This window comes from Micromonospora sp. CPCC 206060 (genome assembly GCF_036906895.1).
Taxonomy (GTDB): Bacteria; Actinomycetota; Actinomycetes; order Mycobacteriales; family Micromonosporaceae; genus Micromonospora.
Map to the genome: position 1 here is coordinate 14,820 of NZ_JBAKHU010000019.1, position 15,000 is coordinate 29,819.

General features: G+C 68.4%; 13 protein-coding genes and 1 pseudogene. 11 read left to right on the forward strand and 3 right to left on the reverse strand.

The annotated features are described in order from the left end of the window. Nucleotides 1-12 precede the first annotated feature (12 nt). From V6U90_RS14685 to V6U90_RS14705, 5 genes are all read left to right on the forward strand, one after another. Nucleotides 13-636: a CMD domain protein gene (locus tag V6U90_RS14685; RefSeq protein WP_334435829.1), complete on the forward strand. Its 624-nt coding sequence runs from the start codon at nucleotides 13-15 to the stop codon at nucleotides 634-636. Then, complete coding sequence (locus V6U90_RS14690; RefSeq protein ID WP_334435831.1) at nucleotides 633-1,229, forward strand: alkylhydroperoxidase domain protein; 597 nt, start codon at nucleotides 633-635, stop codon at nucleotides 1,227-1,229. Before V6U90_RS14685 ends, V6U90_RS14690 begins: the two co-directional genes overlap by 4 nt. Before the next feature lie 234 nt (nucleotides 1,230-1,463). Continuing rightward, on the forward strand, nucleotides 1,464-1,925 hold the full coding sequence (locus V6U90_RS14695) for a hypothetical protein (RefSeq protein WP_334435833.1): 462 nt from the start codon (nucleotides 1,464-1,466) through the stop codon (nucleotides 1,923-1,925). Then, on the forward strand, nucleotides 1,912-2,436 hold the full coding sequence (locus V6U90_RS14700) for a DUF3995 domain-containing protein (protein WP_334435836.1): 525 nt from the start codon (nucleotides 1,912-1,914) through the stop codon (nucleotides 2,434-2,436). The genes V6U90_RS14695 and V6U90_RS14700 overlap by 14 nt, the downstream gene beginning before the upstream one ends. Nucleotides 2,437-3,104: 668 nt before the next feature. After that, a complete protein-coding gene (locus tag V6U90_RS14705) occupies nucleotides 3,105-6,428 on the forward strand; it encodes a beta-N-acetylglucosaminidase domain-containing protein (RefSeq protein WP_334435839.1) in 3,324 nt (1,107 codons plus the stop codon). 20 nt (nucleotides 6,429-6,448) lie between these two features. Here the strand turns inward: V6U90_RS14705 and V6U90_RS14710 are convergent, their stop codons facing one another. Beyond that, nucleotides 6,449-7,222 carry a GntR family transcriptional regulator gene (locus V6U90_RS14710; RefSeq protein WP_334435841.1) on the reverse strand — a complete coding sequence of 258 codons (774 nt, stop codon included), beginning with the start codon at nucleotides 7,220-7,222 and terminating at the stop codon, nucleotides 6,449-6,451. A 158-nt stretch (nucleotides 7,223-7,380) separates the two neighbouring features. On the opposite strand from V6U90_RS14710, the gene V6U90_RS14715 reads away from it, so the two are divergent. The 6 genes from V6U90_RS14715 to V6U90_RS14740 all read left to right on the forward strand — a co-directional run bounded on the left by V6U90_RS14715 (nucleotide 7,381) and on the right by V6U90_RS14740 (nucleotide 13,390). Further along, the gene (locus V6U90_RS14715) at nucleotides 7,381-8,649 is read left to right on the forward strand and encodes an ABC transporter substrate-binding protein (protein ID WP_334435842.1); all 1,269 of its coding nucleotides are present in this window, start codon (nucleotides 7,381-7,383) and stop codon (nucleotides 8,647-8,649) included. A 104-nt stretch (nucleotides 8,650-8,753) separates the two neighbouring features. Then, the gene (locus V6U90_RS14720) at nucleotides 8,754-9,578 is read left to right on the forward strand and encodes a carbohydrate ABC transporter permease (protein ID WP_334435844.1); all 825 of its coding nucleotides are present in this window, start codon (nucleotides 8,754-8,756) and stop codon (nucleotides 9,576-9,578) included. Then, nucleotides 9,579-10,475 carry a carbohydrate ABC transporter permease gene (locus V6U90_RS14725; RefSeq protein ID WP_334435847.1) on the forward strand — a complete coding sequence of 299 codons (897 nt, stop codon included), beginning with the start codon at nucleotides 9,579-9,581 and terminating at the stop codon, nucleotides 10,473-10,475. Continuing rightward, on the forward strand, nucleotides 10,472-11,407 hold the full coding sequence (locus V6U90_RS14730) for an N-acetylglucosamine kinase (RefSeq protein WP_334435849.1): 936 nt from the start codon (nucleotides 10,472-10,474) through the stop codon (nucleotides 11,405-11,407). Before V6U90_RS14725 ends, V6U90_RS14730 begins: the two co-directional genes overlap by 4 nt. Further along, nucleotides 11,404-12,648: a hypothetical protein gene (locus V6U90_RS14735; RefSeq protein WP_334435851.1), complete on the forward strand. Its 1,245-nt coding sequence runs from the start codon at nucleotides 11,404-11,406 to the stop codon at nucleotides 12,646-12,648. The genes V6U90_RS14730 and V6U90_RS14735 overlap by 4 nt, the downstream gene beginning before the upstream one ends. Further along, complete coding sequence (locus V6U90_RS14740; RefSeq protein ID WP_334435854.1) at nucleotides 12,641-13,390, forward strand: sugar isomerase domain-containing protein; 750 nt, start codon at nucleotides 12,641-12,643, stop codon at nucleotides 13,388-13,390. Before V6U90_RS14735 ends, V6U90_RS14740 begins: the two co-directional genes overlap by 8 nt. Before the next feature lie 93 nt (nucleotides 13,391-13,483). On the opposite strand, the pseudogene V6U90_RS14745 reads toward V6U90_RS14740, so the two are convergent. After that, nucleotides 13,484-13,585 (reverse strand): annotated as a pseudogene (locus V6U90_RS14745) (transposase); the annotation flags it as partial. A gap of 95 nt (nucleotides 13,586-13,680) precedes the next feature. Next, nucleotides 13,681-14,508 (reverse strand): pectate lyase family protein, encoded by an 828-nt coding sequence (locus V6U90_RS14750; RefSeq protein ID WP_334435857.1) that lies wholly within the window; start codon nucleotides 14,506-14,508, stop codon nucleotides 13,681-13,683. Nucleotides 14,509-15,000: the final 492 nt, after the last annotated feature.

The following is a 15,000-nucleotide window of genomic DNA, read 5'->3' on the forward strand; positions in this document are numbered from 1 at the left end:
AGAGGACCGCTCGTGTCGGCCAGCACAGACTTCGACGTCGTCGACCATCTCATCGGCTCGCGGCCGGATGATCGCATCTCGGCCATCCGGGACAACCGGCCGGAAGCGCGCGAGCATCTTCAGGGCAGCTTCCGGGCCTTCTTCGAGCCGCGCGACGACTCGCAGTTCACGCTGCGGGAACGCTTCGCCGTCGCCGCGTTCGTCGCCTGCCTCCATGGCGTCGATGCCGCGACGCGGTTCTACACGGACCGCCTGCTCGACAGCCGGGAGGGCTCGACGACCCTCCCGGACGTCGTCCTCGTCGAGAGCCGCCGCGGCGCGACCGAGGGGCCCTACGGACAGTTCCGGCTCGAACTCGCGGGCGAGAGCACAACCGGAACCGAGTACGTCATCGACTCCGTCGAGAGCGTCGACGTACTGGGCGGGCGGCTGGTCGCGGCACTTGAGCACACCCACCTCCTGGTGTTCCACCCACGGGACGCGAGCCGCGCCCGGCTACAGGCGCTACTCGACGCCGGGTGGTCGACCACGGGGATCGTGTCGCTGTCGCAGCTCGTCGCGTTCCTGACCTTTCAGATCCGCGTCGTCCAGGGGCTGCAAGCCCTGAGTGCGAGCCGCGAAGGAGACCTGTCATGAGCGAGACACTCACCCCCGAGGTGGAGATCGTCGAGCCGCCGCGGTTCACCCAGGACGTCCTCGGCTGGCATCCGTGGCTGCATCCACTCGACGAGTCCGAGTTGACCGAGGAGCACCTGGCATCGTTGGTGCAGGCATCGCGGGCCAAGAATCCGTACTTCCGGCTGCTCGCGCGGGATCCCGCAGCGCTGCGGGAACGGACGAAGACCGACTTCGACATCTTCTACAACACCAGGGCCGGCCTGCCGCGCGCCGACCGCGAACTGGCGGCGACGGCGGCGTCGAGGCTCAACGGCTGCGTCTACTGCGCGTCGGTGCACTCGGCGTTCGCGTCCCACCACTCCAAGCGCCGAGAGGAGGTCCAGCGCCTGCTCGACGAGGGAGTCGACGCCGATCTCGGCGCGCGGTGGAACGCCATCGTCCGCGCGACCGTGGCGCTCACCCGGACGCCGGTCCGGTTCGGCGAGGCCGAGATCGTGCTCCTGCGCGAGGCAGGTCTCGACGAACTTGAGATCCTGGACGCGATCATGAGCGGGGCGTTCTTCAACTGGGCGAATCGGCTCATGCTGTCGCTCGGTGAACCGACTACCTGACGTGGGGTGAGCTGTTCCGCTACGTCGACCTGGCCCGCACCGCAGGAGCGGGTCTGAACGACCAGGTGCCCTTGGAGTACAGCGACCGCGACTCCGAGGTGCTCCAAAGATGGCGGGTGACGCCCATGGCCCCTCGACGCGGCTGCCGCACCCCCAGGGCCGGTGCTCCCTCCAGCGGGGGAGAGGTCTCCCCTCCCTGCGGGAGTGGGAGCCCGGTGCACGGCGGCTACCGTCGTGATCATGGTCGATTCTGCTCACCCGCGTCGCTGGCCAGCGTACGTGATGGCAGTGCTGTTTCTCGGTTATGCCGCAGGGAAGGCCGCCTTCGCCCTGCAGTCCCGGCTCGGCTTTCCGGGCGGCCCGCCCGTCTCGGCTGCGGAAGCCCAGCGTTACTTCATGGACCCGGCCACGGCACAGTGGTGCGCCACCGCGACCGGTGTGCTGGGCGCGAGCCTCGCCCTCGCCACGGTCACGCCGCTGGGTCGCAGGGTGCCGAGGGCATTGATGCTGCTGGTGCTGGCCGGGATGCTGCTCGCCGTCGGCGGCGGTGCCGTGATCATGATCCTGGACGGGTTCGTCGGCACCGGTATCGGCTGGCAGTGGTACCACGGGGTCCTCGGGATCGTCGTGATCGGGCTGCTTCTGGCGATGATCCGGTCCTACGAGACGGCGACGAGGCGACGTGTCGCGGGCTGATCGGGCGAGGGGCGCGGCGTACGGGGCGGCGGTGTGCGCGGCGGCGTACGGATCGATGAAGCTCGCGCAGGCGCTGGGGGCCGAGGCGCTCGCCGACAAGGATCCGCTCCCCCCGGAGCTACGCGAGCGGCTGCTGGCACGTGATCCGCTGTTCGTGGCGAGCCACTGGGTGCTGGCCGGTGCCGCCGTGGTCGGCGTCATCGTCGCGCTGGCCGCCGTCCGCCCCTGGGGTGCGGCCGTTCCGCGTCGGCTGCTGCTCGCGATCGCGTGGGTGCTGGGGATCTTCATGATCGCCCGGGCGATCGGGGTGCTGGGGTTCGGTTTCGTCGGCGACGCGCTGCTGCTGGCCGAGGTCCGCCCGCCCGTCGAGCACGCCGCCCTGGCTCGCGACCTGGCGCGGTGGGATCTGCTGCTGTGGTCGCCGTTCTTCCTGCTGTGGGGGACATTCTGGACCGCGACGGGATGGCGGCTGGCAGCGCGTGGACCGGCTCGCCGACAGGCTCCGGGCTAGAGCCAACGCTCTTTCCGCCTGCCGGGCGCTGATCTCCTCGACCGGGTCGTCGACAGGCGCACCGGCATCTTCGCCGTCGCAGCCATTGCCAGCGAAGTTGAAGTGGAGCATGCGGATGCTCCGCTCAGCCTGCGCGGCAGGTGCGGGATCTGGGGTTCCGTAGCGACGGCTGCCGCTGGTGTGGCCACGGCGACGACGGGGAGATTTTTGAGTTCCCTGGTTGCGAGCCTCCTGGGCCAACCATCTACAAGCACGATCTTGTCTAGACCAGTATTTCGGGCGGACGCTAGCATCGCGCGGGGGGCCTGACAAGGGCGCATCGGGTGGCAACGAGGCTCGGGTGACGGGAGCTGGCCGGCCGCTGGAGCCTGCGGATCATCGGTGCGGGGTTGACGTGGCCAGGTCAGCCGTGGATTCTCGTTACTGGTATAGACCACAAGTGCATCCGATCCCACCGGGGAGGACCGAGCATGCCGCCCAGAGCCCGCGCTGCCGGTTCGTCACCGCGTCGCGGCATGGGGGAGCAGCCGCCGCGTCCCGGGACAGCTCGCCCACCCAACCGTCCGGACCCGGTGCCGGTCAGCCCCTGGGGTGACCACGCCAACGCACGCCAAGCCGGCACACACCGGCGACAGTTTCTGAGCTAGACCGGCACAAGTGGAGGTCTCATGTTTCTTTCGCAATCGTTTCGCGGTTACCACCGCACCGTCACATTAGCCACGTCGGTTGTGCTTGCCGTTGGCATGGTGAACGCGCTGCCCGCCCGAGGCGAGCAGCAGGCACCCGAGCGGGTGCCTGCGACGCAGATCCTTCCGGTGCCGCAGCGGATTGACTCGCGTCCGGGAGCCGTCGTCCTGCCTGACAAGGTCGACGTCGTCGCAGGTGAGGCCGTGGATTCGGCAGCGCGCAACCTGCTTGTGGAGCTGCTTGGCGCGCACGGTGTCACCGCCCGGGTGGTGCGCGACGGAGATCTGTCGTCACCACGTCCGGTGATCTTCCTGGGTGGGCCGAGCGAGACGCCGGCCAGCACGGATGCGCTGGGCGCGCTCGGTGTCGACGGTCCGGAGTCGCTCTCCAGTCAGGGGTACGTACTGGCGGCCGGTCTCGATGGGAGCGGGCGACCGCGAATCGTCCTTTCCGGCGTGGATGGCGCCGGCACCTTCTACGCGGTCCAGTCACTTCGCCAGCTGCTCGTGCCGGCACGCTCCCCGGTAGCCATCGACGGCGTGGAGATCCGCGACTGGCCGGGTTACAAGATCCGCGGGGGCATGGAGTCCTTCTACGGACCGGTGTTCTCGCAGGAGGACCGGCGCTCGCAGATCGAGTTCCTGGCCCGGCACAAGATGAACCAGTTCTTCTACGGACCGGCGGACGACCTGCGCACCGGTACGAACTGGGACTCGTTGTACGACGCGGCAGAGCTGGCCCGAATGAAGGAGATCGTCGACCTGGCGAAGTCGCGCCATGTCGACTTCGTGTACCGGATCTCGCCGGAGGCGCCGCTGGCCCCCAGCAAGGGGATCTGCCACGTGCGCGAGGCCGATCGGGCCAAGCTGCTGGCCCGCTACGAGCAGTTGTGGGAAATCGGGATCCGTAGCTACGTCGTCGCCTGGGACGACGTGTCGGGCAACTTTGCGTGCCAGGAGGACCGCGACGCCTACCGTGGCGATCCGTCGCCGCTCGCGGCCGCCCAGGCTGATGTCACCAACTTCATCCAACGCGAGCTCATCGAGAAGCGCCCCGGCGCCACCCGCTTGGTGGCCGTGCCGACGGAGTACTGGGGCATGACGCGGACACCGTACAAGAACCGCTTCGACGAGTTGCTGAGCACCGAGGTCGACCTCTACTGGACGGGCCCGGAAGTGGTCTCCCAGAGCATCACCGAGAGTGACTTCCGGGCCGCTCAGGCCGCGTGGCCGAAGCACCGGATCATGATCTGGGACAACTACCCGGTCAACGACTACAGCCCCAACCGACTGCTGCTGGGCCCACTGGTGAACCGCGACGCCGGCATGGCGGACGACGCCATCGGCATCTCGTTCAACGAGCTGGTCACCGTCCAGGAGGCCTCGCAGATCTCACTTGGTACGCAGGCCGACTACGCCTGGAACCCCGGAGCCTACGACGCGCAACGCTCATGGACGCGCACGCTGCAGATCCTCGGCGGCGACGCGTACGAACCGCTGCGGCTCTTCGCCGAGAACAACCGGGCCAGCGTGCTCGACAACACCGATCGGCCAGAGCTCGCCGCACTCATCAACCGCCTCATCGCCGACTACCGGGCGGGCCGACCCGTGGACGCCCAGCTCAACCAGCTCGACAGCGAGCTGCGTCGCCTCGAGGAACTGCCCAGCACGCTACGGGCACAGCTCGACAACCTGCTCCTACTCAAGCAGATCGGGCCCTGGCTGGACCGGGTTGGCGTGACGGGCCAGGCGGGTCGGGCAGCCCTGCGCATCCTCCGCGCCCAGGACGGCGGATCCAGCGAAGCCGCCTGGCTGGCGCGACGGGATCAAGCGCGCGCACGCGCCATTCTCGACGGAACGTGGCACCAGATCAGTCCCGGTCCGGTCGACAATCTGCTCAGCTTCGCGGCGTCCCAGAGTGACAGCTACATCGGTGACCGCTGGTACGGCGACCTCGGGACCCCCACTGGCGTCCCGGCTGCCGCCCAAGGGTCGCAGCTCGGCAATCTGACCGACCGGCGCGATGACACGGCCTATGTCGCCGCCGGCAAACCACAGGACGGTGATGCGATCACGGTTCCGATCACCAAGCCGCGCCGGCTGTCAGCGGTGACCGTTGTCCAGGACGCGACCGCTCCCGCGGACGGCATGATCCAGGCCCTCGTCGGTGGCACGTGGGTGAATCTTGGGCAGTTCGCTGAAGGCTTCACCAAGGTGCAGGCCGGGGACGTGGCGGCCAGCGCGGTACGGATCCAGTGGGCTCCTGACAGCGGTGCGCCGCGCATCTACGAGATCGTCCCGCACTACTCCGACGTGCTCAGCGGCAACGTCTCGGTCGATCCGCCGGGCTCGCTCATCGCACCGGGAAAGACCAAACGGTTCCAGGTCGCCCTCGAAGTGTTCGCCGAGGGGGAGCTGACTGGACGCGTTACCGCTACCGGTCCGGATGGCTGGATCATCAGCCCGGCGACGCAGGTTCTCCGCGCTCGGCCGGACGGTCGAACCATCGTAGCGAGCGTGCCGGTTGAGGTGACTGTTCCAGCTGGCACCGAGCCGGGACGCCATCAGGTCACGGTGACGTTCCACAAGGACGGCGTGCCACCGGTGAACCTGTCGCTCCCGATCCTGGTCGGGGAGGGCAGCTATCCGGATCTGGTGGCCGGGGCGAAACCGGCCGGCTACTGGAGGCTGGGCGACGCGGTTGGTTCCGGGACTGCTGTCGACAGCTCCGAGGCCGGACAGCACGGAACCTACCTGGGTGGCGCGCGTGCGGGTGCCGAGGGTGTGCTCACCGGTGACGGCGCGGGTGACCTTTCGGCCGGCTACATCGAGGTGCCGCGAAGCCAGCGGACCAACCTGAATGGGTCGTTCACGTTGGAAGCGTGGGTCAAGCTCGACGTGCTCGCTCCGTCACCGGGGCAAGCGGTCATCGAGAGCTACATCGGGCCGGCGACGAACGGGTACGCGCTGAGGGTGAGCGGCGGTGTCCTGCAGGCGTGGTCGCTCGGCGCTCCCGGCCAGGGACACGGCGTCGTGTCCGGCCGTACCCAGCTGACGCCGAACAGGTGGCACCATGTCGCTGCCACGTTCGACGGGTCGCAACTGACCGTGTACCTCGACGGCGTCGCCGACAACAGCACCGCAACGGTGGTGGCACCGGGCAGCGGCACGGCAAGCATCAAGCTTGGCGGCCGGGGCGACGACACCAACCAGCGGTTGCAGGGCGACCTCGACGAAACAGCGATCTATGATCGCGCGCTGACGGCAGCCGAGCTCCAGGAGCACTACCTCTCCGGGCTGGGGTGACCGGACCATCCGGATGCGCGTCAGCCGCCCTGGGAAGGGGGGCTGACGCGCATCTGGATGGCGTAGCGATCCCCACGGTAGAGCGACCGCCCGAACTCCACGACCTTTCCCATGTTGTCGACGGAGATGCGTTCTATCAGGAACGCCGGGCTGTCCTCGGCGACTTCGAGTCGTTTCGCCTCGGTGGCGGTCAGCCTGGCGACGGTGACGATCTGTCGTGCCGATTCGAGCCGCACACCGAAGACGCGGCCGAGAACGTCGTACAGCGAGTCGTCGCGCCCCATCACCTCCAGCAGGGTGGGGCACCGCGCCGCGGCGAGGTTGGTCCGCTCCAGCGCCATCGGGATCCCGTCGGCGGTACGGATCCGCTCGATGTAGTGGGTCGGCTCGCCCGGGGCGATGTCGAGGTTGGCGGCGACTGTGCGGGTGGCCGGGCGGGTCCGACTGCGGTAGGACTTGGCACCCGGGGTCATGCCGCGCATCCGCATGTCCTCGCTGAAGGAGCGGAAGATCTCCGAGTGGGTCAGGGTCGGATGCTGCACGAAGGTCCCGCGCCCAGGCACCCGCCGAACCATCCCCTTGGACTCCAGTGCGTCGATGGAGCCCCGGACCGTCATCCGGGCTACTCCGAACCGCTCGGCGAGGACCCGCTCGGAGGGGAGCAGCGCACCATCCCGCGAGTTCAGGACCACGGCGGTGAGGACATCCCTGATGTGCTTGCCTTTGAAGCGGTTGTGCTCCGCCAGCAACGACTCAAGCTCCCCGTCGTTCGGCTCGTGTCGCGTCCTTGGCACGGGCTCGCTCCCCTTCCTTCGCGGTTGAAGCCATCGTACGGGCATCTTTCCCAATCTCCGGGCAGGATCGCCTACCCGTTGACCACCGGTCTATGCCAGTATTACAGTCGCCCTAGCCGCCGAGCTGGGTGGGTAGCGGCACGACGATCGGAGATGCGATGCCCAGGAAGCACGGTGTGATGGGAGCGGTGGCACTGCTCACCGTTACCCTCGCCGCTTGCGCGCCAGGCAGTGGGGACGGCGAGGAGGCCGTCAACCTGAAGGTCTGGGGATGGCGGCAGGAGGATGTCGCCGCGTACAACAAGATCTTCCAGATCTACGAGGACGCCCACCCCGGCGTCACCGTGGAGTACCTCCCCTACAAGGCCACCGAATACGACACCATTCTCAAAACCGGCCTCACCGACGCCAGTGGCCCGGACGTCGCGCAGCTGCGCTCCTACGGGCTGCTCCAGCCGCTGGTCGCCTCCGGCGGCCTGGTGCCCCTCGACGACCAGGTCAAGGAGCTGAGCGGCTTCCCGGCACCGGTCCTCGACGGCGCCAAGGGCACCAGCGACGGGCACGTCTACGGAGTTCCGTTCGCGCTCCAGACCCTGCACGTCATCTACAACAAGAAGATCTTCGACGACAACGGCATCGCCGCCCCCACCACCTGGGCGGACATGATCGCGGCCTTCGACAAGCTCGACAAAGCCAAGGTCGTCCCACTGGCAAGCACCGTCACCGACACGTGGATGCTGCCGATCCAACACGAGATCTTCGGGGCCACGACGTATGGCGGAACCGACTACCTCAACAAGATGCTCACCGGCGAGGCGAAGTTCACCGACGCCCCCTGGGTGAAGTCCGTCGAGACCTGGAAGAGCACCGACAAGTACTGGCCGAAGCAGTCGTCCGGCGTCAGCTACGCCGACGCCCAGGCACTCTTCACCGCCGGCCGGGCCGCCATGTTCCCCGGCGGCATCTGGGAACTCGGCGTGTTCGGAAAGGCCAACCCCGAACTGAAGATGGGCATCTTCAACGTGCCGCCCGCACCCGGCGCGGCCACCGACAAGACGCTCGTTCCCGGGTGGGTCGACGGGTCGTTCGGGGTCTCGGCGAAGTCCCGCCAGCGCGAGGCGGCTCTGGACCTGGTGCGGTGGATGGCGACGCCGGAGTTCGGCCGGGCCTACTCCAGCGAGCTGCGTCAGATCTCCGTGGTACCAGGCGTCGAGCCGCAGGACGCCCTCCTCGCCCAGGCACTGCGGGAATACCAGGCGAACCCGAGCCCGTACGTCACCTACGCGTACTTCTCCGGTGGCACACCCACGGCCTGGGACCTCGCCTCGAAGGCGTTCTCCGACTACCTGCTCGGACGACGCGACGCCGCTGGCGCGGCCGGACACATCCAGCAAGGGGTCGATCAGTGGTTCCGGCCCAAAAAGTAACTGCCCGTCCAACCTGGCGGCCCCGCCGCCAGGTTGGAGGGACCTCACCCGGGTGGATCACCGCGTTCTGCCTGCCGGCGTTCGCTCTCTACGGCCTCTTCCTCGTGGTACCTCTCGTCATCGCCTTCTACTACGGGCTGTTCCGCTGGGAGGGCACCCGGCAGGGGGAGTTCGTCGGGATCGGCAACTACCAGGACATCCTCACCCGCTATCCGTTGCGCGATGAGATCGGTGCCGCGCTGGGGCACAACGTGCTCTTCTTCGTCGGCACCATGCTGATCCAGAACACCATCGGGCTGGGCCTGGCCGTACTCCTGCACCGCAATCCCTGGGGCAAGCGGTTGTTCCAGACCCTCTTCTCGCTTCCCTACCTGATCAGCCCGCTGATCGTCGGCTACATCTGGTCGCTCCTGCTGAGCCCCACCTTCGGCCCGATCAACCATGTGCTCCGAGCTGTCGGCCTGGACTCGTGGGCACGTCCGTGGCTCGGTGAGCCGGACACCGCGCTGCCGGTACTGATCCTGGTCAACGCCTGGCAGTGGGTCGGTGGACCCATGCTCATCTTCGGCGCCGCCCTGGCCGGTATTCCGCGCGAGCTGGAGGAGTCGGCCGCCATGGACGGCGCGTCAGCCACCCGAACCTTCTGGAGCGTCCGATTCCCGCTCCTGATGCCGGCGGTCGGGGTGATCACCGTGCTGACGTTCATCGGATGCTTCAACATCTTCGACCTCGTCTATGCGCTGGGCGGGTCGGACGGCGGACCCGGCGGCGCCATGGACGTGCTCGGTCTGCTCTACTACCGGACCGCCTTCCAGGGCGGCAGCAACGCGATCGGAGAGTCCTCGGCGTTGGCCATGCTGATCTTCGCGTTCATCTTCGGGATCTCCCTCGCCATGGAGCGGGCGCTGCGCCGCCGGGAGGTCACCTAGATGAGCACCCTCGTGACCACCCCCCGTACGGCACCGGGAACCAACGGCGGCTCCTCGCGCCCGAACGGCACCCGCCAACGTTCACGTTCCCACAGCATCGGTAGCCAACTCATCCTCTGGGCCTACGCCGGGATCGCCTTCGGCCCGCTGCTGCTGGTGCTGATCGGTTCGCTCCGTCCCAACGCGGACATCCTCCGGGCGCCGGTCGGATTGCCCAGTTCGTTCGACGTGAGTAACTACACCCGCGCCTGGGAGACGGCGTCGATCTCGACGTACTTCATCAACTCGCTGGTCGTCACGGTCGCGTCGGTGGCGTTGTGTGTCGCCGTGTCGGCGATGGCTGCCTACGCCCTGTCCCGGTGGAGGTTCCGGGGGCGGGCTCTGCTGGCGGCGTTCTTCCTGTCCGGCCTGATGATTCCCGCGAAGCTCGGCCTGTTGCCGGTCTTCTACATGTTCCAGTCGATGGGTCTGATCGACAGCCGGATCGGGTTGGTGCTGCTCTACGCGGCGGGCGGGATCCCGTTCTCGGTTTTCGTGATCATGGGCTTCATGCGGGCGTTTCCCGGCGAACTGGAGGAGGCCGCGCGAATCGACGGAGCGCACGAGGGCCGCCTGTTCGTATCGATCGTGCTGCCCCTGATGCGGCCGGCACTCGCGGTGGTCACGGTCTTCCAGTTCGCACCGACCTGGAACGACTTCTTCTATCCGCTGGTGTTGATGCGCAGCGGCGAGAAGTACACCATCCCCGTCGGGCTGACCCGGTTCTTCGGCGAGTTCGCCGCCGATCGCGGCACCCTGTTCGCCGGCCTCGTGATCGCCCTGATCCCGCTGGCCGTGGTGTTCGCACTGGCCACCAAGCAGATTATCGCCGGCCTGACCGCAGGGATGTCGCGATGACAACTACCATCACCATCGACGGCGGCAAATCAGAGCTCCGGCTGCTGCTGCGCACTCCGGCCGGTCGTCAGCTCGGTGTCGGGCCAGGCTTCTCCTACCAGCCCGATGACAACGGTGCCGACCGGATCCTGACCGCCATCCGTGGCGCCGCGGCGACGATCTCCCTTCCCGCGCAGGTGGCGGGAGTGGTCGCCGGCCTGACCGGCGTACCGGGTGATCATGCCGAGCGCCGGCGCCTCACCCTCGCCATCGAGAAGCTCCTCGGCGGCCCGACCGTGGTCGTGGAGGACAGCATCCTCGCCCACGCCGGCGCCCTCGGCGGTCCCGGCGTGGTCCTGTGCGTCGGGACCGGGACAACGGTCCTGGCCGTGGCCGCCGACGGAAACCATGCCCGGCTCGACGGGTGGGGTCCACACCTGGGCGACCGCGGCAGCGCGTTCGCCATCGGGTTGGCGGGGATGCGCGCCGCGACCGCGTCATACGACGGGGTCGGGCCAACAACCGTGCTGGTCGACCGCTTCGTTGCGGCGCTCGGAGGCAGCGACCTGGCATCGCTCCAACGGTACTACCGCGACCCTGCCATGATCGCCCGCACGGCGGCCTTCGCCCGCGAGGTGATCGACGCCGCCACCCAGGCCGACCCGGTGGCGGGCCACATCTGCACCAAGGCGGCAACCGATCTCGCCGACGCCGCGGAGGCCGCGACCGCCCGGCTCCGTCTCAGCGGGGCAGAACGCCAGGTGTCCTACAGCGGACGGGTACTGTCACCGGGGAACTTCCTGCACCAGGCGCTGTCAGCAGAACTCGACGCCAGAGGGTTGCCGCTGGTCAGACCCAGAGCGGAGCCGATCGAGGGCGGTCCCACGCTACTGCGCGGTTCGGGCCCCTACGCCGGCCTGCTGGCACACCACGAACCCGGAGCCGACGCATGAGAGTTGGCCACGGGGTGGCGCGCCTGGAGGTCGTGCCCGGAGAACCGATGGGTGGATACGTCGACCGGTCGCAAGGCGTCCAGGACGTGCTCGACCCGCTGGAGGTCCATGTCGTGACCTTCGCCGACGACAGTCACCGGTTCGCGCTGGTGGTCGCGGACCTGATCTGTGTGAACGTTGACGTCGTCGATCGGATCCGGACCGCCATGCGGGAGATCGGCGTGCCGTCCTGCTGGGTTGCCGCCACCCACACACATGCGAGCCCCGAGGCGGGCTGTAACCCTGGCGGCGCGGTCACGCCGCGGCACCTCAGCGACCGGCTCGAAGCCGCGTCAGTCGAGGCCGCGCGGTACGCCATGGCGTCTGAGCAGATCGCCAGACTCAGCTCGACCCGCACCCTGGTCCCCGGGCTTGCGGGGCACCGCAACGTCGCCGATCCGCCCCCGATGGACATCCCCGTCGACAGCATCGTGGTCACCGCGGGCACGGACGTCGTCGGCATGGTCGTGGTCTCCCCGGTCCACCCGACCGTCCTCCCCGCCGACAACAACCGGGTGAGCGCGGACCTGAATGGTGGTATCCGCCGCGCACTGTCCACTCCCGAAAGGTGGGTGGTCGTCGCCACCGGTGCCGCCGGCGACATCAGTACCCGGCACACCCGCCGGGGACGCGGGCTCCCCGAAGTGGATCGGCTCGCCGCCCAGCTGGCCGGGCGAGTCGAGCCGGTGCCGTCGTACGCCGGAAACAGCCCAGCGGCGGCAGTGCGGCCACCCGTCGCGCGGAGAGTGTCGTTGCAGCCCAAACAGTCGGCGGAGCTCGACGCCTCCCGGCGCCTGGCCTCGCAACTACAGGTCGGAGACGAGCGCATCCGCCGGGTCCTCCAACAAGGGCTGCGTCTTGCCGAGGAGCAGGCCGCCCGCCAGCGCACCGAACCACATGTGATCGACGTGGAGGCGGTCGACCTCGACGGGGTCACTGTCGTGGGCGTCCCCGGCGAGCTGTTCCTGGAGTTGGGCGAAGCGATCCGTTCCGCAGCGGCAGACCAGGTACGTGACGTCGTGGTCCTCGGCTATACGAACGGCTACCTCGGCTACCTACCCACCCGCGACACGCCACCTTGCTACGAAACCTATGCCAGCCCGGTCAGCTCCGGCAGCGGCGAGATCACCGTCGAAGCCGCTGTCGAGGCCGCCGTCGAAGCCGCCCGCGGCCGTGACCGTTCCAGGAGGACCAGTGCCTGAGCCCGCCTACGCCAACATCGCCCGGACCGCACTCGAACAGGTCCTGGCATCCCAACTCGACGCCATCGAGTCGGCAGCCACGCTCGTCGCCGACACGATCGCCGCCGGTGGTGTCCTGCAGACGTTCGGGACCGGCCACTCGCGGATCGTCACCCTCGAACTCGCGGCGCGTGCCGGCGGGCTCGCCGCCGTCAGCATGCTGGCGGTCAAGGATCTCGTGATGTTCGGCAACGCCGAGCCCGCGCCGATCCTCGATCCAACATACGAGCGCGAGCCCGGCCTCGCCGAGCAGATCTACCGGCTCGCCGCACCCTCCGCGCAAGACGTCTTCCTGATCGTCTCCAACTCCGGCATCAACGCCGCCGTCGTTGAGATGGCGGCGCTGGCCCGTGACCGTGCACATCCGATCATTGCCGTCACCTCACTCGCACACACCCGCTCAGCCGGTGCACGTTCGACCCAGGGGCCGCATCTCGCCGACCTGGCGGACGTGCTGATCGACAATCACGCCCCCGCCGGGGACGCGGCACTGGAGATCACCCCGGGAGTCCGCATAGGAGCGGTCTCGTCGTTCACCGGGGTTCTCATCGCGCAGCTGCTCACCGAACTGGTCTGCCGTCGGCTGCTGGAGCGGGGCATCGACCCGCCCGTCTACATCTCCGCGAACCTCGCTCAAGGCGATGCACACAACAAGGTCCTCCACGAGCGGTACCGCGACCGGGTCCGCCCGATCGAACCCTGACCCGCTGCGGAACCCCTCATCTGCCAGCTCCTGTCGCGGCGAGCGCGGCCGTGTGGACCGCCCGCTGGCGCGCCCGTTCCTAGTACGTTGATTGACCTGCCGGTGGTCCCTCCATCGGCCACCACGGTTGGGCTGTGCGGGCAGCAGCGATGCCAGCACAGCCCACTCGTGGTTGGTCAGATCTCCTCGTGCCACGAAGGGGCTATCGAGCCAGACTCACGATTCACGGGACAGAGCCTGGCCCTGCACCTGCTCGGGCGTGTTCAGGTCGCTCGGGCTGCTGGGTGCCCCTACAGCTTGCCCGCGCCGGCGCCGGCGGCCACCACGGCCGGGACGTCCGCGCAGGGCTCCACCTCGTAGGTGTAGGGGATTGCCGCGACGGTGCCGCCGGTCTGCGGCGTACCGGAGTTGGCGAAGCAGTTCGCCCGGGACACCAGGTTGCCTGCGGTGCCGCCGCCTCCGCTGAGTTGGAACGGTACGGCGACGTTCTGGAAGTAGTTGCCCTCGACCAGGATGCCGGCGTCCGAACTGGACCGGACGCCGTACTTGCTGACGTTGCGGTAGTAGTTGTTGTAGACGTGCACCGGGTTGCCGAAGCGCACCCACGGGTTGCGCTCGACGGTGCCGTCGAAGAAGTTGTGGTGGTAGGTGATGTTCAACCGGCCCCGGTCCTGTGGGCCGTTCTTCGCGTTGTGGCCGGCAAGCATGTTCTTGCCGTGGGTGCTGTGGTTCCAGGACATGGTGACGAACGACGAGCCGCGTTTGACGTCGGCTGCGCCGTCGAAGCCGCCGACGAAGGTGTTGTGGTCGATCCAGACATGGTGGGAGAACATCTGGACGTTGACCGCGTCGTCCGCCCAGTCGTCGAACGTCAGGTTCTGGATGATGACGTTGTGGACCCGGTTGGCCGGCGGCGAGGTGATCGCGTCGTCGGCTGGCAGCCCGATGTTCAGGCCGCCGCCGGTGAAGCCGGAGTTCGCGCCGATTCCGACGATGGTCTTGTCCGAGGTGACGTTGTGCATCGGGCCGGGCAGCGCGATCATCCCGTCAACCTTGATGATCAGCGGCTTCTTCTGCGCGATCGCGTCGAGGAACGCGTCTGCGGTGCGTACCGTCACCGTACTGCCGCCGGTGCCGCCCGTGGTGCCGTTCTGGCCCCACCCCGGGATCGCGGCGAAGCCGGTCGGCGTGCCGACCGCACCTGTCGCGTGGGTCTCCGCGACGGGTTGCGGAGCGGGGGCCGCGCCGACGCCGGTCGGGGGCGAACGCCACGATCGAGCCGGCGACCAACGCGCCTGCCGCGCCGACGGCCAGCGCGCTGTGTCGCGCTCGCCGGCCGTTCAGCTTGGGGTGTCGCATGGGGTGACCTCCTTGGGGGTGGTGGGATCTCGTATGTCTGACCAACCGCCGCCGATCGACGGCATGGCGCGGGGGCGCGCCGCCACGCCGCCACGCCGCCACGCGGGCACCGGTGGCTCTGTCGGCCGGCTCAGCGCCTCCAGCGCTGAGGTAAGCGCTTTCCTATGAAAGCACGGATCGATGCCTCACTCAAGATTCTCGATGGATCTGTGGGGTGCCCTGATGTCACGCCCGAGCCCACCAGCAGGCCG

Bases quoted from the DNA above. Each gene is read 5' to 3' on its own strand.
- V6U90_RS14690 (WP_334435831.1), top strand. From the start codon at position 633: ATGAGCGAGACACTCACCCCCGAGGTGGAGATCGTCGAGCCGCCGCGG.
- V6U90_RS14705 (WP_334435839.1), top strand. From the start codon at position 3,105: ATGTTTCTTTCGCAATCGTTTCGCGGTTACCACCGCACCGTCACATTA.
- V6U90_RS14715 (WP_334435842.1), top strand. From the start codon at position 7,381: ATGCCCAGGAAGCACGGTGTGATGGGAGCGGTGGCACTGCTCACCGTT.
- V6U90_RS14725 (WP_334435847.1), top strand. From the start codon at position 9,579: ATGAGCACCCTCGTGACCACCCCCCGTACGGCACCGGGAACCAACGGC.
- V6U90_RS14730 (WP_334435849.1), top strand. From the start codon at position 10,472: ATGACAACTACCATCACCATCGACGGCGGCAAATCAGAGCTCCGGCTG.
- V6U90_RS14735 (WP_334435851.1), top strand. From the start codon at position 11,404: ATGAGAGTTGGCCACGGGGTGGCGCGCCTGGAGGTCGTGCCCGGAGAA.